The organism is Duganella sp. Root1480D1, from assembly GCF_001427305.1.
Taxonomy (GTDB): domain Bacteria; phylum Pseudomonadota; class Gammaproteobacteria; order Burkholderiales; family Burkholderiaceae_D; genus Rugamonas.
Genome location: NZ_LMFZ01000023.1, coordinates 446525 through 466139 on the forward strand (window position 1 = coordinate 446525; position 19615 = coordinate 466139).

A 19615-nucleotide genomic window follows, 5' to 3' on the forward strand; every position below is an offset into this window, starting at 1 on the left:
CCAACCACGGGAGCAGCAATGAAACATCACCGACCTTGGGCTTTGCTGGCATTGGGCCTGGCGCAGGCTGCGCATTTCGCGCAGGCTGCCGATGCCCTGAACGGCAAGAGCCTTTACCTGAACGGCCCCACGTCCGGCGGCACCAGTTGCGCCGCCTGCCACGGCGCCTCGCCGGCCAATAACGTCAACAACGTCCTGGCGGCAGCCAATAATCCGTCAGTGATCAGCTCCGCTTTCGCCGCCAACAAGGGCGGCATGGGCTCCCTCTACAACGGCAAGTTCAGCTCGGCGGAGATCGCCGACATGGCGGCCTTCATCGGCAATCCGAACGTGACCGCGGCGCCGGCGGCGTCCGTGGCCCCTTCCACACTGTCCTTCGGCGGCGCCACCGTCGGCCAGGACAGCGGGGCGCTGGCCACCACGCTGTCCAACACCGGCTCGGCGGCGCTGAACATCGGCAGTATCGCCGTCGGCGGCAGCAATGGCGGCGACTTCCGGGTCACAGGCGGCAGCTGCGCCTCCGGCTCATCCCTGGCGGCCGGCGCCAACTGCACCGTGCAACTGGTGTTCCATCCCACAGCCAGCGGCACCCGCAGCGGAGCGCTGACCATCAACCATAACGCCACCGGCGGCTCCAGCAGCGTGACGCTGTCCGGCACCGGCAATGCCGTGGCCCAGGCCACGCTGTCGCTGTCGGCCAGCGCGCTGGATTTTGGCGCACTGCTGACCAATGCCCCGTCGCAGCGCACCCTGACCCTGACCAACAGCGGCCAGGCGGCCCTGAACTTTTCTTCGATCAGCGTAAGCGGCGCCCAGGCCAGCTACTTCACCCTGGGCGGCAGCTGCGCGACCGGCACAGCAGTGGCGGCCGGCGCCAACTGCACCGTTGTGGTGCAAGCCTTGCCGACTGCGGCAGGTGCCTTCAGCGCCAGCCTGAATCTCGCATCGAACGCCAGCAATGCGAACGTCGCGGTCGGTCTTTCCGGCAATGCCGCTGCCCAGGCACCGGCCATCAGCGCCAACCCGAGCGCTGTTGCCTTCGGCCTGTGGACCATCGGCGCCGCGCCGCTCGCGCAGCAAGTCACGCTGAATAACCGCGGCAATGTGGCGCTGGCCTTCAGCAGCATTGCCGTCAGCGGCGCACAGGGCATCTCGCTCGCCGGCGGCGGCGATTGCGGCAGCAGCCTGGCCGTCGGCGCGAGCTGCACGGTCCCACTGGCATTCGCTCCGGCTGCGGCAGGCACCGTGACCGGCACCTTGCTGGTACGCTCCAATGCCGCCGACCTGTCGGTAGCGGTCACCGGTTCCGGCACCACGTCGCCGGTGGCGCGTCCTGCATTGAGCAACCCTGGCCCCGTGGCCCTCGCCGATACCCAGGTGGGGCAGCAATCGGCCGCGCAACGCAATACATTCTCCAATAGCGGCACCGGAGCCTTGAAGATTGCCTCGCTGGTGCTGGGCGGCAGCAATCCGGGCGACTTTGCGCTGGCCGGCAGCTGCGCTGCCGATGCCACGCTGAGTCCAGGCGCAAGCTGCACGATTGACGCCACCTTCAAGCCAACCGCGGCCGGCGCGCGCAATGCCGACATGCTGCTGGTCACCGATGGCGGCGCCCAGTTCAGCGTGCGGTTGAACGGCAATGCCAGCGCGGTCCCGGCACCGGTGCCTGCCCTTGGCGTGAGCCCGCAAGCCTTCGACTATGGCAATGCCGCGGCAGGCGGCACGGGTTTAATCAAGCGCTTCGTGCTGTCGAATACCGGCGCCGCAGCGCTGGTGCTGAACGGCGTAAGCTTCAGCGGCCCGTTCGCTGTGGCGAGCGGCGAAAGCAACGCCTGCGGCCCCTTCCCACTGACACTGCAAGCCGGCGCTTCCTGCGAACTGCCGGTGCGCTTTAGCCCGACTGCGGCTGGCAGCGCCACCGGCAGCGCGACCCTGCAGGCAAACGGCGCAAACTGGCAGGTCGCCCTCAGCGGCCAGGGCGCGACCGATGCGGCGCCTGCCGGCGCGGCACAGAACCGTGGCGGTGGCGGTTGCTCCTCGATCAGCGGCGGTAATGACCCGATGCTGGCCGTGCTCGTGGTCCTGGCTGCAGGTGTGCTGCTGTGGCGCCGCCGCCAGGCGCAGGTGCTGGCGGCAGCGGCCGCGCTGGCAGTGGCGGGCCAGGCCATGGCGCTGGAACCGGGCCAGGCCGCGCCTGCCTTTTCGTTGAGCGGGCCAAGCGGCACGGTCAAGCTGGAACACTACCAGGGCAAGCTGGTGTACATCGATTTCTGGGCCTCGTGGTGCGGCCCATGCCGCCAATCCTTCCCATGGATGAACGAGATGCAGGCCCGCTACGGCGGACAGGGATTGCAGGTGATCGGCATCAATGTCGATGCCAAGACCGACGATGCGCGCAACTTCCTCAACGCGACGCCAGCCAGCTTCGCGATCGCGTTCGACCCGAACGGCACGGCGCCGCGTAATTATGGCGTCAAGGGCATGCCAAGCAGCGTGCTGATTGGCCCGGACGGGAAAGTGCTGTATGAGCACAGCGGCTTCCGGCCGGCCGACCGCACCGTGCTGGAGGCGCGCATCAAGACTGCGCTGGGAGTACGTCAATGAGCGCGCGCCTGTTGATGCTCTGCGCCGTGCTGGCCGGCCTGTCCGGCTGCGCCCTGAAGCCGGTGCAGCCTTGGGAGAAAGGCGAACTGGCACGCACCGACATGCTGATGCAAGGCGACGGCCTGGAGACACGCTTCAATGAACATATCTACGCCAGCAAGGAAGCGGCTTCCGGCGGCAGCGCCGTGGGTGGCGGCGGCTGCGGCTGCAACTGACAAGGATTACCATGGATAACAAACCACAGAACGGCATGCCGGTCGGCCAGGCCTTGCTGGCGGCAGCGATGCTGCTGCCGGGGATGGGCAGCGTGCATGCCGAAACGCCTCCGGAACGGGGCAGTATCGGTGTCAAGTACCTTTATTACAAGGAAGACCAGCCTGGCCTGGACCGGGTCCGCGTGCATGCTCCGGCTGTGTCGGTGCTGGCGCCGATCGCCGGCGAATGGACGGTGGCCGCCAGCGCGACGGTGGACGACGTATCGGGCGCCTCGCCGCGCTACCACACCGCGGTCTCCGGCGCTTCGCACATGGACGACTTGCGCAAGGCTGGCGATGTGACTGTCACGCGCTACCTGCCGCGCGGTACCGTCAGCGTATCGGCGGCCTATTCGACCGAGCATGACTACGTGTCACGCGCGCTGTCGCTGCAGACTTCCCTTGCCAGCGAGGACAAGAACACCACCTGGAACTTCGGCCTTGGCGGCTCGGACGACAGCATCAATCCGGTCAACCATATCGTGCAGGATGCCGGACGCCAGACCGTCAGCGTGCTGGCGGGGGTGACGCGGGTACTGACGCCGGTCGATATCGGCCAGCTTACGCTGACCCATACGCAAGGGCATGGCTATTACTCCGACCCGTACAAGCTGGCCGACAACCGGCCCGATTCGCGGCGGCAGGACACCGCCCTGCTGCAGTGGAACCACCGTTTCGTCGAAATGCGGGCGACCAGCAGGCTCAGTTATCGCTACTACCGCGACAGCTACGGCATCAGCGCCCATACGCTGGCTGCGGAATGGGTACAGGGACTGGGCGAGGGCTGGACAGTCACGCCTGCGGTGCGACTGTATACGCAGCGCGCGGCAGACTTCTATTTCGACCCAGTGTACGACAGCCAGCTTGGCGCGCCCTTCCCGCCCGGTTATGTGTTCGGCAGTTCGCAAGCCAGTTCCGCCGACCAGCGCCTGTCCGGCTTTGGCGCGCTCACGCTGGGCGTGAAGCTGGCGAAACAGCTCAACCGGGACTGGGCCGTCGACTTCAAGGTCGAGCGCTACGAACAGCGCGGTGCCTGGCGCCTGTTTGGCAACGGCAGCCAGGGGCTGGCGCCGATGCGGGCGGTCAGCCTGCAGCTTGGAGTGACGCGGCAGTGGTGAGCCCGATTTACACGATCGACTTCCAGGCGATGGCCAGCCGCTGCGAGATCCGCCTGGCCGCCGCTTCGGGCGCCGAAGCGCGGGCGCTGGCAGATCCCGCGCTGGAGGAAGTGCGGCGGATCGAAGCCAAGTACTCGCGCTATCGCGCCGACAGCATTGTGAGCCGGATCAATGCGGCGGCCGGCATTTCCGCGGTCGACTGCGATGACGAGACCCTGGCGCTGCTGGACTATGCCGATGCCGTGTATCGCAGCAGCGGCGGACGCTTCGACATCACCTCCGGCGTGCTGCGCAAGGTGTGGGACTTCCGCATGGGTACCGCGCCTTCGCCGCGGTCGCTGGAGCGGCTGCTGCCGCTGGTGGGCTGGCCGCAGGTGCGGCGGGAAGGCGGCAGCGTGATGCTTTCGCACGCCGGCATGGAACTGGATTTCGGTGGCTTTGGCAAAGAGTATGCGGTCGACCGCGCGGCGGAGATCCTGACCGCGCAAGGTGTGCAGCACGGCTACGTGAACCTGGGGGGCGATATGCGTTTCCTGGGGCCGCGGCCCGATGGCGGGGAATGGAGCATCGGCATCCAGCATCCGCGCGACACGCAGGCCACGGTTGCCAGCGTGCCTTTCAGCCGGGGAGCACTGGCGACCAGCGGCGATTATGAGCGCTATTTCGAGGCGGATGGGCGGCGTTATTGCCACATCCTCGATCCGCGCAATGGCATGCCGGTGTCGTATTGGCGCTCGGTGAGCGTGGTGTCGCCGATGGCCATTGCCGCCGGCAGTTGCAGTACGACGGCCATGCTGCTGGAGCGCGACGGACTGGATTTCCTGGAGCAGTCTGGCTTGTCCTTCCTGGCTATCGACCAGGAAGGGCGAATTTTTCGGAGATGAATATGAAGTTCCTGATTCAATGGCTGGCGGCGCTGCTGCTGGCTTCTGTGATGGGCGGGCCCGCCCTGGCCGATGATTTCCTGGCGCCGGAACGGGCGTTTGACTTGCGTGCGGAATTGCGGGCGGATGGGCAGCTAGCGCTGCACTGGACGATCGCACCCGAGTATCATCTTTATCGCGATCGCATTGTCTTGCGCAGCGATGGAGCGGTGTTGCCGGTGCTCCTGCCAAGCGGGAAGCGCAAGTATGACGAGAATTTTGGCAAGGAGATGGAGACTTATGCCGGGGAGCTGGCGTTGCAGTTGCCTTGGCAAGGGCGCGCGGGCGCTTCCCTGGTTGTCGGGTACCAGGGGTGTGCGGATGCGGGCCTGTGCTATCCGCCGGTTGAGCGACGCTACAGCATCGACCCGGCGCATCCCGGCCTGCTGGTAGCGCTGCCCGACGCTTCGGCCGCACAGTCCGCGACGGCCGGCAGCGCGGCGGCGACCGGCGGCGCTTCGGCCGCGCCGGCGGTGGTGGCGGAGGATGACACGTCGCTGGCGCAGCGCACGCTGCAAAGCGGCAGCGCGTGGCGCATCGGCGCAGCGTTCCTCGTGTTCGGGCTGCTGCTGTCGTTCACCCCTTGCGTGCTGCCGATGGTACCCATCCTGTCCTCCATCATCGTCGGCGAAGCGCAGGTGACGCGCAAGCGCGGGCTGTTGCTGGCGGCCGCGTACAGCCTGGGCATGGCCCTGGTCTATACCTCGCTTGGCGTTGCAGCGGGCCTGGCGGGCGAAGGCCTGGCCGGTGCGCTGCAGAAGCCGTGGGTCCTGGTCACCTTCGGCGCGCTGCTGGTCGCGCTGGCCCTGTCGATGTTCGACGTCTACCAGCTCCAGTTGCCAAGCGCCCTGCAGACCCGCCTGAGCAACGCAAGCGGCAATCTGTCCGGCGGCCGCCTGGCAGCAGTATTCACCATGGGGGCAGTATCGGCACTGATCGTCGGACCATGCGTGGCGGGGCCGCTGGCCGGAGCGCTGCTGTACATCAGCCAGACCGGCAACGCCCTGGTCGGCGCCGGTGCCCTGTTCGCAATGGCCTGCGGCATGAGCGTTCCCCTGCTGCTGACCGGCTTGTCGGCTGGCAGCCTGCTGCCGCGCGCCGGCGCCTGGATGAACCACGTGAAGAAAGTCTTCGGTTTGCTGCTGATCGCCGTTGCAATCTGGATGGTCAACCCGGTGTTGCCGGTCACCGCCAGCATGGCACTGTGGGGGGCCTTTGCCATCCTGTGCGCGGCGTTCCTGCGTGTAGGAGAAGCGGTTCCGCAAGGCGCCGGTGCAGGCGCCTATGCAACGAAAGCGCTCGGCGTGCTGATGCTGCTCGGCGGCCTGTTCGAACTGGTCGGCGCGGCCAGCTCTGGACGCGATGTGCTGCAGCCGCTGGCACACCTGCGCGGCGGCGGGAACGGTGCTACTATTGCCGCCGCGGGCACGGGCCAGGCACAAAATGCCGAACCCCGCTTCACCCGCGTCCGCACTGTAGCCGACCTTGACCAGGCACTGGCCAGTGCAAGGAAACCTGTCATGCTGGACTTCTACGCCGACTGGTGCGTGTCATGCAAGGAGATGGAGCGACTCACCTTCAGCGACACGCGCGTGCAGGCAGCCATGCAGGACATGCACCTGCTGCAGGCCGACGTCACAGCCAACAGCGAGGAAGACCGCGCCCTGATGAAGCGCTTCAGCCTGTTCGGCCCGCCCGGCATCGTCATGTTCGACGCTAGCGGAAATGAAGTCCCTCAAGCGCGCATAATCGGCTACCAACCACCCGAAAAATTCCTGCGCCGCATGGAACTTGCGGCCAGCAACCCTGAAAGGACCACTCAGTGAAACGCACCCTCACCTCCCTGCTCTGCGCCGCCCTGTTGCCGGCAGCGGCCTTCGCCGCAGACAAGCCTGCACACTGGAGCTATGAAGGCGTCACCGGCCCGCAGAACTGGGCCAAGCTGGAACAGGACTTCAGCACCTGCACGCTGGGACACAACCAGTCGCCGATCGATATCCGCAAGACCGCCAAAGCCAAGTTGCCGCCGCTGGAATTTTCCTACAGCCCGTCGCCGCTGAAGATCCTCGACAACGGCCATACCATCCAGGTGAACTACGCCGCAGGCAGCAGTATCACCATCGACGGCAAGCGCTACGAACTGCTGCAATTCCACTTCCACAAGCCAAGCGAAGAAAAAATCAATGGCCGCAGCTATCCAATGGTGGCCCACCTGGTGCACCGGAACGAGGAAGGCAAGCTCGCGGTGGTAGCTGTGCTGTTCCGCAAAGGCGCTGACAACCCGCTGGTGCAAACCCTGTGGGACGCCCTGCCAAAGGAAAAAGGCGAAGCACAGGAAGTGGCCGGCGTGAACATCGATATCGGCAAACTGCTGCCAGCCGCGCAAGGCTATTACAACTTTGCCGGATCGCTGACCACCCCGCCTTGCAGCGAGGAGGTCAACTGGTTCGTGCTGAAAACGCCGGTTGAAATGTCGGACGCGCAGTTGAAACGCTTCGCCCACATCTACAAGCACAATGCCCGTCCGACCCAGCCGCTGAACGGCCGCACCGTGCAGGAAAGCCTGTAAAGTTCAGCAGCGGGCCTGCGCCCGCTTGCAGCGATCGCGTCCCTGCCGCTTGGCGGCGTACATGGCCGCATCGCTGCGCCGCAGCAGGTCTTCCGCCAGTTGTGCATCGTATGGAAAGACGGCCAGCCCGATGCTGGCCGATACAAAAGCCGGCTGTTCACCTGCCAGCCGCACTGGCGCGCGCACCGCAGCCAATGCGCGCTCCAGGATTTCGTCCGCCTCACCGACGTCGTTCAGGCCCGCCAGCAGCAGCACGAATTCGTCGCCGCCCAGCCGCGCCACGGTATCGTTGGCCCGCACCACTTGTTGCAAGCGCCCTGCCACTTCCACCAGTACCGCATCGCCCGCCTCGTGGCCGAAGGTGTCATTCACGTTCTTGAAGCCATCCAGGTCCATCACGCAAACGGCCACCAGCTTTTCGGTGCGCGCGGCGAACGCCAGTGCCTGCTGCAGGCGGTCTTCCATCAAACGCCGGTTCGGCAGCCGCGTGAGCGGGTCCATGAAGGCCATCTTTTCGATCTCCTCCTGGCGCGTGCATTCGTCCGTGATGTCGGTGAACAGGCCGAAATAGTGCTGAACCTTGCCGTATTCGTCGCGCACGGCGCTCAGCGTCAAATGGGCCGCGAACAGCGTGCCGTCGGAGCGCTTGTCCCACACCTTGCCCTGCCACTGGCCGGTGCCCAGCAAGCCTTGCCACATGGTCTTGTAGAAATCCGCGTCCTGCCTGCCGGACTGCATGATGCGCGGGTGCTGGCCCACCAGTTCATGGCGCGCATAGCCGCTCATTGCGGCAAAGGCGCGATTGGCCTCAACGATGCGCATGTCGCGGTTGACCACCAATATACCTTCGGAAGTTGCGTCGAAGACCTTGGCCACCAGGTGTTCGCGGGCCGCGGCGCTGCGCATGCGCTGGCGCAGCAAGCGGGAAATGCCCGCCACATGGCGAAACATTAGCCATGCCGTCAGCGCTGCGGCCAACAGTGCGCCGCATATGGCGGCGAGCGAGATTTCCAGCAAGGCCGCCATGGCATCCCCTACTCCAGCACTACCTCTTCCAGATAGTCCGGCACCCGGCACGGCCATTGAAGCTGTTCCGAAATGCGCAGGCGCAGCGCATCGGCCGCAGCCGGTTCGCCATGGGTGACGAACACCTGGCGCGGCGTGGCGGAGGAATGCGACAGCCAGCCCAGGATTTCGTCGGCGTCGGCGTGGGCCGACAAGTTGCCGATCAGCTCAACCCTCGCCCGCACCGGGTAATACTCGCCGTGGATCTTGACCGAAGTTTCACCGGCCAGCATGCGCGCGCCGCGCGTGCCTGCCGCCTGGAAGCCGGCAAACAGGATGGTATTGCGCGAATCGCCGGCAAAGGCCTTCAGGTGGTGCAGCACGCGGCCACCGGTAGCCATGCCGCTGGCGGCGATGATGACCATGGGTGTCTGGCGCCGGTTCAGCGCCATCGATTCTTCCACGCTGTTGACGATGTGCGCCACATGGCCCAGGGCGTGGCAACTGCGTTCGTCCAGCCGGTGCTGGCCCTGGTGCTTGATATAGAGCCGCGTCGCATCCACGGCCATCGGGCTGTTCAGGTAAACCGGCAAGGCAGCCGGGATGGCACCGGCCTCCTTGAGCTTCCAGATTTCATACAGCAGTTCCTGCGCGCGACCCACGGCGAATGACGGGATCACGGTCACGCCACCGCGCGCTGCAGTCTTGCTGATGACGTCGGCCAGCTTTCCGCTCGGGTCGGACGCGTCGTGGCGGCGGTCGCCGTAAGTCGATTCCACCACCAGGTAATCGCATTTACCCAGCACGGTCGGTGGCCGCATGATCGGGTCGTTTGGCCGTCCCACGTCGCCGGAGAACATCACGGTGCGGCCGCCGCAGCGCACCGATACCGAAGCCGCGCCCAGGATATGCCCCGCCAACTGGAAGCGCGCCATCATGCCGGGTGCCGGCGAAAACTCATGGCCGACCGGCACCACTTCCAGATGCTCCAGCGCACGCAGCGCATCGGCCTCCGAGTACAGCGGCAAGGCCGGCTTGTGCTTGGAGAAATTGTGGCGATTCGCATACAGCGCTTCCTCTTCCAGCAAGCGGCCGCTATCGGGCAGCAGGATGTGGCACAAGTCGCGCGTCGCCTCCGTGCAGTACACCTTGCCGCGGAATCCGGCGCTGACCAGTACCGGCAGGAAGCCGCTGTGATCGAGGTGTGCATGGGTCAGCAGCACGCTGCTGATGGCATCCGGCGGCACCGGGAACGCTTCCCAGTTGCGCAGGCGGAGCTGCTTGTAGCCCTGGAACAGGCCGCAATCTACCAGTACCTGTTCGTCGCCATGGCGCAACAGGTATTTGGAGCCGGTGACGGTGCCGGTGGCACCAAGAAATTTAAGTGTGAGCATGTTTGCAGCATATCCAAGGCTACGCACAAAATATTTGATCCAGGTCAAAGAGAAGTATCACGAAATGCGGCAGTGCGAAAATGACATTGTTGCCTTGCGAAGAGGTAGAATCAGTGCCTTTCACCCTTTCGACGCCAGGACGCCTTACATGACAGAACTGAAACGGGGCCTGAAGAGCCGCCATATCCAGCTAATTGCGCTGGGCGGCGCCATCGGCACGGGCCTTTTCATGGGCATCGCGGAAACCATCAAGCTGGCCGGGCCTTCCGTGCTGCTTGGCTATGCGGTGGCCGGCTTCATTGCCTTCCTTATCATGCGCCAGTTGGGCGAAATGGTGGTCGACGAGCCGGTGGCCGGTTCGTTCAGCTACTTTGCCGACAAATACTGCGGCCACCTGGCCGGCTTCATGTCGGGCTGGAACTACTGGGTGCTGTATGTGCTGGTCAGCATGGCCGAGCTGACAGCCGTGGGGATTTACGTGCAACACTGGTGGCCCGGCATCCCGACCTGGGTCAGCGCCCTCGCCTTCTTCCTGATCATTAACGCCATCAGCCTGGCCAATGTGCGCGCTTACGGCGAAATGGAATTCTGGTTCGCCATTATCAAAGTGGTGGCGGTGGTGGGCATGATCGTCTACGGCGGCTACCTGCTGGCAACCGGCACCGCAGGCCCGGAAGCCACCGTCGCCAACCTGTGGCAGCACGGCGGCTTCTTCCCGAACGGCGTGTCGGGGCTGGTGATGGCGATGGCTGTCATCATGTTCTCCTTTGGCGGGCTGGAACTGGTCGGCATTACTGCGGCGGAGGCCAGCAACCCTTCCGAGACCATCCCGAAGGCCACTAACCAGGCCATCTACCGCATCCTGATCTTCTACATCGGCGCGCTGGCCGTGCTGCTCTCGCTCTACCCGTGGCAGAAAGTGGTCACCGGCGGCAGCCCGTTCGTGATGATCTTCCATGCCCTGAACGACGATTTCGTCGCCAACACGCTGAACGTGGTGGTGCTGACCGCCGCGCTGTCGGTCTATAACAGCGGCGTGTATTCCAACAGCCGCATGCTGTACGGCCTGGCCAAGCAGGGCAATGCACCGAAGGTCCTGCTGGGCGTGAACAAGCGCGGCGTGCCGCTGGCGGCGCTGGGCGTATCCGCTCTTGCTACTGGCATCTGCGTGGTGCTGAACTACTTCATGCCGGGCAAGGTGTTCGGCTTCCTGATGGGCCTGGTGGTGTCTTCGCTGGTGATCAACTGGGGCATGATCAGCTGGATCCACCTGCGCTTCCGCGCCCAGAAAGGCGTTGAGGGACACGAGACGGGCTTCAAGAGCTGGGGCTACCCGTTGACCAACTACCTGTGCCTGGCCTTCCTGGCCTGCATCCTGGTGATCATGTATATGAGCTCCGACCGGATTTCGGTGTACCTGATTCCGGTATGGCTGCTGGCACTGTACATCGGCTACCGCCTGCGCGGCGGAGCTGGGAAGGCAGCCGCGTAATGTCCAGGGTCGCGCTCCTGACCATCCACGGCATGGGCGAGCAGCCGCTCGACTACGCCGACGATATGCGGCGCGCGCTGTCGCACCGCATGGGTGCCGCTTTTGCCGATGTCGACGTGCACAGCGTGTACTACCAGCACCTGCTCAAGCCCAATGAACTGGATGTGTGGAACCGCACGCGCGAGCGCTCCACCGTGCGCTATGAACAGCTGCGCAAATTCATCCTGTTCGGCTTTGCCGATGCGGCCGGGCTGGAGAACCGCAAGGAGTACGACAATTCGGTCTACGAGCAGGCGCAGATCGAGATCGCGCGCGCCCTGCTAGCGATTCTCGAGAATCGCGGCCCGGAAACGCCGATCGTGCTGCTGGCGCATTCGCTGGGCTGCCAGGTCATGTCCAGCTTTATCTACGACGCTCAGAAACGCGCCGGCGGCGGCTCGGTTGCAGCCGGGATCTGGAAGCCGGGCCGCATGGCCGACAGCCTGACGGCCGAGCAGCGCAAGTTCCTGCAGTGCGGCACGGTGCGCACGTTCGTGACGACCGGCTGCAATATTCCCGTCTTCGTCGCCGCCCACCAGCGCATGGACGTCAAGCCGATCATCAAGCCCAATCCCGGCTTCGCCTGGCTGAACCTGTACGACCCGGACGATGCCTTGGGCTGGCCGTTGCAGCCCCTGGAAGGCGGCTATGAAACACTGGTGGAAGACCGGGTAGTCAACGCCGGCCAGGGCATCCTGGACTTCATGACCAAGAGCTGGAATCCCCTCTCCCACACCGCCTACTGGACGGACGACGAGGTCATCAAGCCTCTCGCCGGCGTGCTGGCTTCATCTTGACCGCATAGATTCTGCGGCTTGCCGCTGCTGTTCGATGCGGCGGATCTTCTCTGCGACTTTGGCCAACTCCTCGGGCGGGACGCCGGCTTCGCGGCCTTGTTCGAGGTCGCTCTGCAAGCGGGCCAGTTCGGGGGCGGCGGCCTGCGCGTAGGCCGCCGCCAGGCGCTGCTTTTGCGCCAGTTGGTGCGCCGCATAGGCTTCCGGATCGGCCAGCACGCTGGCATCGGGGTGCTCGGCGGGCGCGTCATGCTGGATCGGCGGCGTGCGCGGGTCGCCCGATTCGCGCGCCTCGGCCAGCGGCAGCCAGGCGGGCGTGCGCGTGTCGACCGGGGGGATGGGCACGCGGCGCAGGCCATCGCCCCCGCCCTCGCCCTCGCCCTCGCCTGCACCCGTTGCCGAACTGGCGACTGGCGCAAGCTGCGGCGCCGGCACGGGGGACTGGGCGGCTGCTGCGGGCGTCCTGGCGGCCGCGCCCCCGGCGGAATTCCCCGCTTCGCGCACGCTGGCGACATACCATTCGCCCACCACTGCGGCGGCAATTACGACGATCACTGCGATGCCTTGCCAGCGTTTCATAGGACCTCTGCGATGTCAATCCGCGCCGAACGGCGCGCCTGTTCAATCATCTCGCCCAGCTGCTGCATGGCTTTCTTCAGCGCGATCATGCGGCTGGCCTGGTAGCGCACCGTTTCCGACTGCAGCGGGTGGACGCCGTGGACCTGTTCTTCAACCAATACGATCTCCCAGTAAGCCGTTTCATTCGGGCCGACCGGGGCGCGAATCGGGGCGGATGGCTTGCCGGGCGGCTGGCTGAAGGCCAGGCTGGCGAGCCAGTCCTTACTGCCGTCGGCACTGACCCAGCCCAGGTCCCCGCCCTTGCCTGCGTCGGCGGCACGCGACATCTTGCGGGCGGTGGCGCCGAAACTGGCACCTGCCTGCAGGGACTTCAGCACGCGCTGGGCTTGCGCTTCGTCGGCCACGCGGATGTGGCGGGCGCGGACTTTGTCGATGCGGGCAAACAGGTCCTTGTGCTGCTGGTAGAAAGCTTCGATCTCCTGCGGGCTTGCCGCGCTGGACAAGCGGTTCAGCAAGGGGCTGCCGGAGTCGGTGTCGAGGCCAATGCCGTACAGGCGCTGCAGCGCCAGCACCGTTTCGTCGTCGTCAATCGCCTTGCGCAAGTCGGCCACTGACTGGGCGCCGAAACGCTGGCTGGCCCAGCCCAGCACGAAGGCGTTGGCCATTATGCGGCGGGCTTGCAGGACTGCGACGCTGGCCGGTTGTTGCGAGAGGGCCAGGCGGCCCTGCACGTTCTGGCGGTGGTAGACGTCGAACAGGGTCACGCTGGCAGCTGCGCCGCCGGGAAGCTGGTAGCGCAGCACGTCGATGGTGCCGGCCTGGGTTTCCTGTTCCTGGGTCAACGCAATTTCCAGCTTCAGCGAGCCTTGGCGGCCAAAGATGGCGTCCAGCTGCTGTTGCGGCATGGGCGGGAGCGCCGTGACCAGGCTGTCCAGCGTGGCGCCGGGCAGCGCCTTGACTGCGGCGTCGATGTCTTTTCCGTACACTTCGCGCAGGGTTGCCACCAGGCGTTCTTCCAGCATCACGTCGGGGGCAAAGGCGACCGAGGGGCCGCCTCCCTCTTTCGGCGCCGGGACGTCCGCATGCGCTGCCAGCAGCCGGACCTGGATCAGATCGTCCAGCGCGGCGCGCCGTTCCAGCGAGGGCTTGCCGGCGCGCCGCTGCTGCCATAGCGTGTCCAGCGTGAAGCTGTAAATCGGCTGGCCGTCGATGCGGGCGGCGATTGCAGGGGGCGCGCCGGATGCTGTGCCCGCCACAGCGTGAGCGCCACCCAGCACGGCGGCGGCAAGCACGGCGCCGGCTGCCGCCACGCAGGCCCGGGCGCGCGTGAGGACGGCAAGCATGTACACGCAGTGGCGGGCGGCCATCAGTTGGCCAGGCGCTCGGCGGCGCGGTTCAGCACGTGGACCACCATGGCGATGGAGTGCGGAATCATCTTCTTGCCAACCGCCACGCGGTCGCCGTGGGCAGTCGACGACAGCACGATGCCGCCATTGGCATACGAGTAGGTGCCGCCTTGCGTCAGCAATGGGCGAATATCGCTGCCGGCCGCCGACACTGGCGTGAAGTCAGCCATGGCGGCAGTCACCAGCGCGGAATCGTTCAGGCGTTCGCTGTCGTAGTAGTCGAACACCCACTGCTCCCAGCCGGAGTGGTCGTGCGCGGAAGTCGTCCAGGTGTGGTGCGGCTGCAGCAAGTCGGTGGTATGCAGGGCAAAGCCCAGCGACTGCGCGGTCGGCTGCGCCAGGAACTGCGAGAACCAGTACTGGCCCAGGTTGTCGATCGGCTGGAATGGCGCGGCTTCGAAATCGGCATACATGGAAGCGGTCGAGTACCCACCCAGGCGGTAGTGCGCCTCGGTGATGCCGTAGGCGTTGTATTTACTGCCGTCGCCGAACCATCCTTTCAATCCGCCGGCACCGTCGTCCAGGTAGTCGCCATACAGCCAGCTCGCGGCAAGGTTGTCGATGTCGCCGGCCACGGCCATCTTGGCGTAGTTGTAGCCGCCGAAGGGATTGCCGTGCACATCGCGGCCTGCCGTGTGGTTCTGGAAATGCCAGAACGTCGTGTACTTGACGATGCTGGCGCCCGCGCCCCACACCGGCGCCAACTGGCAGTTGCCGGTGGTGGCGCCGCAGATATAGGTGTCGGCAAAATCATCGACGTCATACGCGCCTTGCCCCAACGCCGCCGCAAACTGGTCGATCGTGTAGCCCGCGCGCGTCACGCCGGCCAGCAGCTTGTTGTAGTTGGTGGTACCAGGATTGGCCTTCATGTAATTGACTGCGTCCAGCACGATACGACGATGCGTTTCCTGCTGCCATGCGTGGGCCGGAAGGCTTACTACGGATGCTGCCAGCGCGAGGCTGGCAGCGATGGTGCTCAGTTTCATCTGGTGTCTCCTGGTTGAAAAGAGTCCAGACGATAGCGCCAATTTATGACGAACAGATGAAAAAGTCTTCTAAAAATATTAACAAACTCAGAACTGCTCCCACTCGTCGCCGGCGGTCGCACTGGCGACTTTGCGTTGCCGCGGCGGGCGCACCGCAACCGCCGTGGAGGCAGGCGAACTGCTGGCATTGCGCAACACCGGCGCAGCCTCCAGGTGGGCGGCGCCGATGCGGAAAGCGCTCACCGCACGGGCCAGGACTTCCGCCTGGTCCTGCAAGGCTTGCGAGGCGGCAGCCGTTTCCTCCACCAGCGCGGCATTCTGCTGCGTGACCTGGTCCATCGAAGTGATCGACTGGTGCACCTGGGCGATGCCGGCGTTCTGCTCAGCGGTCGCAGCGCTGATTTCAGCCACGATGTCGGATACCTGCTTCACGCTGGCCACCACATCGCTCATGGTGTCGCCGGCGCGCATCACCAGGCGGGTGCCGGAGTCGACCCTGACCACGCTGTCGTCAATCAGCGTCTTGATTTCCTTGGCCGCCGCCGAGGAGCGCTGCGCCAGGTTGCGCACCTCGGTCGCCACCACCGCGAAACCCCGTCCCTGCTCGCCGGCGCGTGCCGCTTCCACGGCTGCATTCAGCGCCAGGATATTGGTCTGGAACGCGATGCCGTCGATCACGCTGATGATGTCCACGATCTTGTGCGAGGAAGCATTGATCGAGGCCATGGTGTCGATCACCTCCTTCACCACCTCACCGCCCTGCACAGCGATCTGCGACGCGTTCTGCGCCAACTGGTTGGCCTGGCGCGCATTGTCCGAATTCTGGCTCACGGTGGAAGTCAGTTGTTCCATGCTGGAGGCGGTTTCCTCCAGCGCAGCCGCCTGCGCCGAAGTGCGGTTATTCAGGTCGCCGGTGCCGGCTGCGATCTGGCGCGAAGCGGTGCTGACCGCGTCCGCTGCCGAACGCGCGGTGCCCACCACGCCGCCAATTTCACCCAGCAGCTTGTTGAAGGCCACGCCGGCGTGGCCGATTTCGTCCATGCGTTCCACCTCGACCTGATGCGTCAAGTCCAGCGAGGAACTGACGTCCTCCATCGTGCCTTGCATCTTGTCCAGGCCACCGGTGATCACCAGGTACATCTTGTAGCCCATGAACGCAACGATCAGCAGCACCGCCACCGTGACGGCAATCAGGATGGTCAGCGCCTTTGAATAGTCGGCATCGCTGTCGGCCTTTACCTTTTCGATCAGCTTCTGGTTGTAGGCCACGTGGTCATCCAGGCTTTTCTTGACCCCGGCCGCACCCAGCGCCAGCGGCGAACCGGCCACCAGGGTGGCGCGCACAGCGTCCATGTCGCCCGCGTGCGAGGCTGCGATAAAGGGCAGCAGCGCCTGCCGATAGGTTTCCATGGCCGCCTTGTCCTGCTCCAGCATCTTGCGGTCGGTCTCGTCGAACACATTCTTGCTTGCGTAGTCCGCCAGCACCTTGTCGAAGTTGGCGTGGGCATCGTTGTACGCCTTGTCCAGCGCACTCTTGTCCGGCAGGTTGGAGAACACCGACAGGCGGTAACCGGCCAGGCGGCTATCGCTTACCGCCGCCTTGGCGGCATTAATGGCTGAGACGCTGGGGATCAGGCGCGTTTGCACCAGCGCCATGCGCTGCTGGGCGTCGCGCAACTGCCAGAAGCCTTCGGCACCGACGAACAGCAGGCCGATCAGGGCAATCGCAAGGGTAATGATCAATCGGTTGCTGATTTTCATGATGGGCTTTCATCCTATGCAAGTGAAATCGCTATCGCGGCCTCAGTACCGTGCAATTGGCCACGCCAAAGCCCCGGCCTCGAAAGCGGTTGCCGGATTATTGTTCCTGCTGTTCCCGGCTGGCGCACGCCAGCAGCCCAGGCAATGCCTTCAGAATTGCGTCGCCAGTGATTCGTGGAAGATCGGCGGCTGGATGTCCGAACCGAAGGCGTTGTCGAGTTCTTCCAGGCGGCGCTGTGGCACATCCTTGAGGTCCGCAATCTGCGGCGTCCAGCGCAGCAAACGGTCTGCATCGAAACGGTCCACCGCACAGGCAATCCCATAACCGCTCATGGCACCAAGACGGCTGCGGGCCTGGGCCTGGGCCTCGCGGATCGCCAGCACATAGCGCTCCACCGTCAGGCCGGTCGCAGGCGCCTTGCCAACCCGCTCACGCAAGCGCGTCAGCAAGTCGGTGTGCGTCGCCAACAATTCCATCAAGCCATAGCCCGGCCGCGCAGTCGCCACATCGTGTTCGCCGCGCATCATGTAGGTGACCGCCATCGGCTTATGGTTGGTGGTCACGACGCGAATGCTGCCGCCCACCATCGACATGATGCTGAAATAGATGCCGTCGCTCAGGGCGGCCTTGCCCGCCCCTGGCATCAGCTGCTGGATCTCGATGATCATGCTGCCTTCGGCATCGGTAAACATGGCCGCCACGCCGGCCAGCGTTGGCGCGCTCGGATAGGTCGTGAAGTCGCCAAGCGGGCGGAAACCGCGGGTGGCAAGCTGGGTCGCGTAGTCGTCGATCAGGCTCCAGTCGACCTGCTTGCGGGCCTGTGCGCTGTCGCGGTCGATGTGGACATAAGAGGCAAGCTCCTGCACGCGGGAAAGCAGGCCCTGCCGGATTTTGTAGGCAGTACGCAGGAAAGTCAGCAGGCCGACGCCGCCCACCAGGATGGCCGGCCAGAGCAAGCCGCCGGGCGCGCCAAGCAACGGTATGAGGATGGCAGCCAGCGCGGCACAGACGATGCTGTTGAATACTGAATTCCTGAACAATGCCTTCTTCAAATGCAGCGCCATACACTCTCCCAATCGATGGGGAAAATTATAGCGACGCGGATGGGGTTAAAAATGCGCGCATTCTCACCATTCTTCACCAATCATCATGAAAGGTGCTGGCTGAACCAGTCGCGCGCCAGGCGGGCCACCTCTTCCAACGCGCCAGGCTCTTCGAACAGGTGGGTCGCTCCGGGCACGATATCGATGCGTTTTTGGCAATTGAGGCTATGGAAGGCCGATTCGTTGAGTTCGATGACGCCTTCGTCACGTCCGCCGACAATGAGCAAGGTCGGCGCGGTCACGCGTGCCAGCGCCACCTGTCCGGTCAGGTCGGGCCGGCCGCCGCGCGAGACCACGGCCGCCACGCCGTTCTTGCGCTCGGCGGCCAACTGCAATGCAGCGGCGGCGCCCGTGCTGGCGCCAAACAGGCCAAGCGGCAGGCCGCGCGATGCCCCGGTCGCAGCCAGCCAGTCGGCGGCCAGGCCAAGGCGCTCGGCCAGCAAGCCGATATTGAAACGGGTGCGGTAGACGTCGTCTTCGGCGGGAGTGAGCAAGTCCATCAGCAAGGTGCCGATGCCGGCCGTGCGCAGGGCGCCAGCCACGAAGTTGTTGCGGGGGCTGAAGCGGCTGCTGCCGCTGCCATGGGCGAACAAGACCACACCCCTGGCCCCTGCCGGCAGGTCGAGCGTGCCTTCGACTTCTCCGGCAGGGGTGGCGATGCTGGCTGTTTCGTGGTGCATGGCTGGCTATCCTCCTGGCCCACTATACCGCCAGCCCTTATCTCAGTGCGCGCGGATCGCTTTCAGTTCAGCGCCAAGCCAGGCTTTGCTTTCCACCGGCGCAGCGGTGCCGCACTTGACCATATAAGGCTTGCCGCTCGAGCTGCTGGTGCTGGCGCCGAGGTCGATGAACTGGTCGGCGTTCTTGATCATGTCCTTTTTCTCGAGGTAGTCCAGCTTGCGCAGCAGGTGGGTCCGGGCATCGGCGCCGCTGTACCAGCTGCCGTTGCGGTTGAACTGGCAGCCCGACGATTGCAGGCGGGTGAGCAGGGCATCGACTTCGGCGCGCGCCGGCGCCGGCAACGGTGCGGCCTGGGCGCCGCTACAAGCCAATGCCAATGCCATAGCCATAGCGAGTATCTTGCGCATCATTTCTCCTTCTTGCGAACTTTGTATGGCGCGAGGATATTCCCGCAGCGGATATTGCCGGCAGCGACGCGTGCATTAAAGGCATGCAGCTCTTTTTCAAGGCTGGTGCCGGCCGCGTTCAGGCTGGCCGCCCGTGCGTTCAATTCATCCTGCCGCGCATTGTAGGCGGCAACGGCGGCGCTGTCGGTGCGGTTGACCTGGGCCGATGCCGCTTCATGTGCCGACAATTCGGCGGAGGTGCGTTCCAGCGCCGCTTCATGTTCGTGGAAGCGGCGCCCCAGGGCCTGGCGCTGGGGACGCAGCTCGCCCTCCTCCGCCATGCAGGCTTTGTAGGCTGGCGTATCGGGTTGCGGCGGCATCGGCTGGGCGAAAGCGGCCGAGGCGAAAGTGGTCGCGGCAGTGGCCGCGGCGAGTATCATATATTTCATCTGTAGGGCAAGGACTTTTAAGGCAACAAACAATTCAGATTTACAATCCTACAACATCCTCCCGCAAACCC

The 19615-nt window shown here is 65.0% G+C and carries 18 protein-coding genes; 8 read left to right on the forward strand and 10 right to left on the reverse strand.

All coding sequences use genetic code 11. The annotated features are described in order from the left end of the window. Positions 1-18 precede the first annotated feature (18 nt). From ASD58_RS20130 to ASD58_RS20160, 6 genes are read left to right on the forward strand one after another with little or no spacing between them, the layout of a single operon-like run. Positions 19-2604 carry a choice-of-anchor D domain-containing protein gene (locus ASD58_RS20130; protein ID WP_082565550.1) on the forward strand — a complete coding sequence of 862 codons (2586 nt, stop codon included), beginning with the start codon at positions 19-21 and terminating at the stop codon, positions 2602-2604. Further along, positions 2601-2819 (forward strand): DUF4266 domain-containing protein, encoded by a 219-nt coding sequence (locus ASD58_RS20140; RefSeq protein ID WP_057262984.1) that lies wholly within the window; start codon positions 2601-2603, stop codon positions 2817-2819. Before ASD58_RS20130 ends, ASD58_RS20140 begins: the two co-directional genes overlap by 4 nt. An 11-nt stretch (positions 2820-2830) precedes the next feature. After that, entirely contained in the window at positions 2831-3976 is a 1146-nt protein-coding gene (locus tag ASD58_RS20145; RefSeq protein ID WP_057262985.1) for a DUF3570 domain-containing protein, read from the forward strand. Further along, positions 3973-4860, forward strand: coding sequence for an FAD:protein FMN transferase (locus ASD58_RS20150; protein WP_229210035.1), 888 nt, complete (start codon positions 3973-3975; stop codon positions 4858-4860). Before ASD58_RS20145 ends, ASD58_RS20150 begins: the two co-directional genes overlap by 4 nt. Positions 4861-4862: 2 nt before the next feature. Then, positions 4863-6725 (forward strand): protein-disulfide reductase DsbD, encoded by a 1863-nt coding sequence (gene dsbD / locus ASD58_RS20155; protein WP_082565552.1) that lies wholly within the window; start codon positions 4863-4865, stop codon positions 6723-6725. Beyond that, on the forward strand, positions 6722-7468 hold the full coding sequence (locus ASD58_RS20160) for a carbonic anhydrase (protein ID WP_057262987.1): 747 nt from the start codon (positions 6722-6724) through the stop codon (positions 7466-7468). The genes dsbD and ASD58_RS20160 overlap by 4 nt, the downstream gene beginning before the upstream one ends. A 3-nt stretch (positions 7469-7471) precedes the next feature. Here the strand turns inward: ASD58_RS20160 and ASD58_RS20165 are convergent, their stop codons facing one another. Both ASD58_RS20165 and ASD58_RS20170 read right to left on the reverse strand, forming a co-directional pair. Then, the gene (locus tag ASD58_RS20165) at positions 7472-8494 is read right to left on the reverse strand and encodes a sensor domain-containing diguanylate cyclase (protein ID WP_057262988.1); all 1023 of its coding nucleotides are present in this window, start codon (positions 8492-8494) and stop codon (positions 7472-7474) included. Between the two features lie 8 nt (positions 8495-8502). Continuing rightward, positions 8503-9867, reverse strand: a complete 1365-nt coding sequence (locus ASD58_RS20170; protein ID WP_057262989.1) for an MBL fold metallo-hydrolase RNA specificity domain-containing protein — start codon at positions 9865-9867, stop codon at positions 8503-8505. Positions 9868-10015: 148 nt separating this feature from the next. Here ASD58_RS20170 and ASD58_RS20175 point away from each other — a divergent pair, with 148 nt between their 5' ends. After that, a complete protein-coding gene (locus tag ASD58_RS20175; RefSeq protein WP_057262990.1) occupies positions 10016-11359 on the forward strand; it encodes an amino acid permease in 1344 nt (447 codons plus the stop codon). After that, positions 11359-12195 (forward strand): hypothetical protein, encoded by an 837-nt coding sequence (locus ASD58_RS20180; protein ID WP_057262991.1) that lies wholly within the window; start codon positions 11359-11361, stop codon positions 12193-12195. Before ASD58_RS20175 ends, ASD58_RS20180 begins: the two co-directional genes overlap by 1 nt. Here ASD58_RS20180 and ASD58_RS20185 read toward each other — a convergent pair. From ASD58_RS20185 to ASD58_RS20220, 8 genes are all read right to left on the reverse strand, one after another. Continuing rightward, on the reverse strand, positions 12187-12771 hold the full coding sequence (locus tag ASD58_RS20185) for a hypothetical protein (RefSeq protein ID WP_057262992.1): 585 nt from the start codon (positions 12769-12771) through the stop codon (positions 12187-12189). The genes ASD58_RS20180 and ASD58_RS20185 overlap by 9 nt on opposite strands. Next, positions 12768-14138, reverse strand: coding sequence for a peptidyl-prolyl cis-trans isomerase (locus ASD58_RS20190; RefSeq protein WP_057262993.1), 1371 nt, complete (start codon positions 14136-14138; stop codon positions 12768-12770). Before ASD58_RS20190 ends, ASD58_RS20185 begins: the two co-directional genes overlap by 4 nt. Then, positions 14138-15163, reverse strand: coding sequence for a hypothetical protein (locus ASD58_RS20195; RefSeq protein WP_057262994.1), 1026 nt, complete (start codon positions 15161-15163; stop codon positions 14138-14140). The genes ASD58_RS20190 and ASD58_RS20195 overlap by 1 nt, the downstream gene beginning before the upstream one ends. Before the next feature lie 87 nt (positions 15164-15250). Continuing rightward, a complete protein-coding gene (locus ASD58_RS20200) occupies positions 15251-16924 on the reverse strand; it encodes a methyl-accepting chemotaxis protein (RefSeq protein ID WP_057262995.1) in 1674 nt (557 codons plus the stop codon). 150 nt (positions 16925-17074) lie between these two features. Next, the gene (locus tag ASD58_RS20205) at positions 17075-17989 is read right to left on the reverse strand and encodes a hypothetical protein (RefSeq protein WP_057262996.1); all 915 of its coding nucleotides are present in this window, start codon (positions 17987-17989) and stop codon (positions 17075-17077) included. Between the two features lie 83 nt (positions 17990-18072). Next, on the reverse strand, positions 18073-18708 hold the full coding sequence (locus ASD58_RS20210) for a dienelactone hydrolase family protein (RefSeq protein ID WP_057262997.1): 636 nt from the start codon (positions 18706-18708) through the stop codon (positions 18073-18075). A 42-nt stretch (positions 18709-18750) separates the two neighbouring features. After that, the gene (locus ASD58_RS20215; protein WP_229210036.1) at positions 18751-19098 is read right to left on the reverse strand and encodes a DUF5329 domain-containing protein; all 348 of its coding nucleotides are present in this window, start codon (positions 19096-19098) and stop codon (positions 18751-18753) included. A gap of 17 nt (positions 19099-19115) precedes the next feature. Beyond that, positions 19116-19535, reverse strand: coding sequence for a hypothetical protein (locus tag ASD58_RS20220; protein ID WP_057262999.1), 420 nt, complete (start codon positions 19533-19535; stop codon positions 19116-19118). Positions 19536-19615: the final 80 nt, after the last annotated feature.

Excerpts from the sequence above, each read along its gene's own strand:
- ASD58_RS20130 (WP_082565550.1), top strand. The coding sequence starts at position 19 with ATGAAACATCACCGACCTTGGGCTTTGCTGGCATTGGGCCTGGCGCAG.
- ASD58_RS20140 (WP_057262984.1), top strand. The coding sequence starts at position 2,601 with ATGAGCGCGCGCCTGTTGATGCTCTGCGCCGTGCTGGCCGGCCTGTCC.
- ASD58_RS20145 (WP_057262985.1), top strand. The coding sequence starts at position 2,831 with ATGGATAACAAACCACAGAACGGCATGCCGGTCGGCCAGGCCTTGCTG.
- dsbD (WP_082565552.1), top strand. The coding sequence starts at position 4,863 with ATGAAGTTCCTGATTCAATGGCTGGCGGCGCTGCTGCTGGCTTCTGTG.
- ASD58_RS20165 (WP_057262988.1), bottom strand. The coding sequence starts at position 8,494 with ATGGCGGCCTTGCTGGAAATCTCGCTCGCCGCCATATGCGGCGCACTG.
- ASD58_RS20170 (WP_057262989.1), bottom strand. The coding sequence starts at position 9,867 with ATGCTCACACTTAAATTTCTTGGTGCCACCGGCACCGTCACCGGCTCC.
- ASD58_RS20175 (WP_057262990.1), top strand. The coding sequence starts at position 10,016 with ATGACAGAACTGAAACGGGGCCTGAAGAGCCGCCATATCCAGCTAATT.
- ASD58_RS20180 (WP_057262991.1), top strand. The coding sequence starts at position 11,359 with ATGTCCAGGGTCGCGCTCCTGACCATCCACGGCATGGGCGAGCAGCCG.
- ASD58_RS20185 (WP_057262992.1), bottom strand. The coding sequence starts at position 12,771 with ATGAAACGCTGGCAAGGCATCGCAGTGATCGTCGTAATTGCCGCCGCA.
- ASD58_RS20190 (WP_057262993.1), bottom strand. The coding sequence starts at position 14,138 with ATGGCCGCCCGCCACTGCGTGTACATGCTTGCCGTCCTCACGCGCGCC.
- ASD58_RS20195 (WP_057262994.1), bottom strand. The coding sequence starts at position 15,163 with ATGAAACTGAGCACCATCGCTGCCAGCCTCGCGCTGGCAGCATCCGTA.
- ASD58_RS20200 (WP_057262995.1), bottom strand. The coding sequence starts at position 16,924 with ATGAAAATCAGCAACCGATTGATCATTACCCTTGCGATTGCCCTGATC.
- ASD58_RS20205 (WP_057262996.1), bottom strand. The coding sequence starts at position 17,989 with ATGGCGCTGCATTTGAAGAAGGCATTGTTCAGGAATTCAGTATTCAAC.
- ASD58_RS20210 (WP_057262997.1), bottom strand. The coding sequence starts at position 18,708 with ATGCACCACGAAACAGCCAGCATCGCCACCCCTGCCGGAGAAGTCGAA.
- ASD58_RS20215 (WP_229210036.1), bottom strand. The coding sequence starts at position 19,098 with ATGGCTATGGCATTGGCATTGGCTTGTAGCGGCGCCCAGGCCGCACCG.
- ASD58_RS20220 (WP_057262999.1), bottom strand. The coding sequence starts at position 19,535 with ATGATACTCGCCGCGGCCACTGCCGCGACCACTTTCGCCTCGGCCGCT.